Below are 509 nucleotides of genomic sequence, written 5' to 3'. Positions count from 1 at the left end.
AGACTTGATACCATTGATACTTCTGGATAGTAAATGAGAAAAGTTAAGTTCCTGTTTAATGAACTTGAAAAACACTTCGATATCCCACCGTTTTTTATACAGTCCAGCAATCTCATGAGCTTGAAGATCAAAGATATTACTCAGGAAAGCAAGGGTTGTATTATCAGGTTTGACCGCCTCGATATAGCGATAAGCATTCTTTGTCTTTTTGCCGTTCCTGTTATATAAGTAAACCTTACGGTCTGCTATCAATTGTAATCCGTTGGCTTGTGGATTGGCTTCGGGTAAGCTGTTTTCTTCGATAACTACACTTCTCGGGTTAGGATTGACCCGGGTAATGAAACTGATACCCTGGTCGAAAAGCTGGTCATAAGCATCCCTTGACTGTAAGCCGGCATCGACAACAACAATACATTTATCCGATATAGGACAGTTCAGAATAGCCTGTTTCAAAGCCACGTTTTCGCTGTTAAACGTAGCTTCGTGATGAAAGGACACATATTCAGGTA

The 509-nt window shown here is 40.3% G+C and carries 1 protein-coding gene; it reads right to left on the bottom strand.

The genetic code is table 11. The features are described 5' to 3' along the window. Positions 1–509, bottom strand: a 509-nt coding sequence (locus AB6735_RS28090) for a transposase (protein ID WP_370999498.1), incomplete at both ends; no start/stop codon positions are given.

The organism is Mucilaginibacter sp. RCC_168 (genome assembly GCF_041355315.1).
In the GTDB taxonomy this organism is placed as follows: domain Bacteria; phylum Bacteroidota; class Bacteroidia; order Sphingobacteriales; family Sphingobacteriaceae; genus Mucilaginibacter.
Note: the sequence above shows the minus strand (reverse complement) of the source record. Positions and strands in the feature narration are given on the sequence as shown.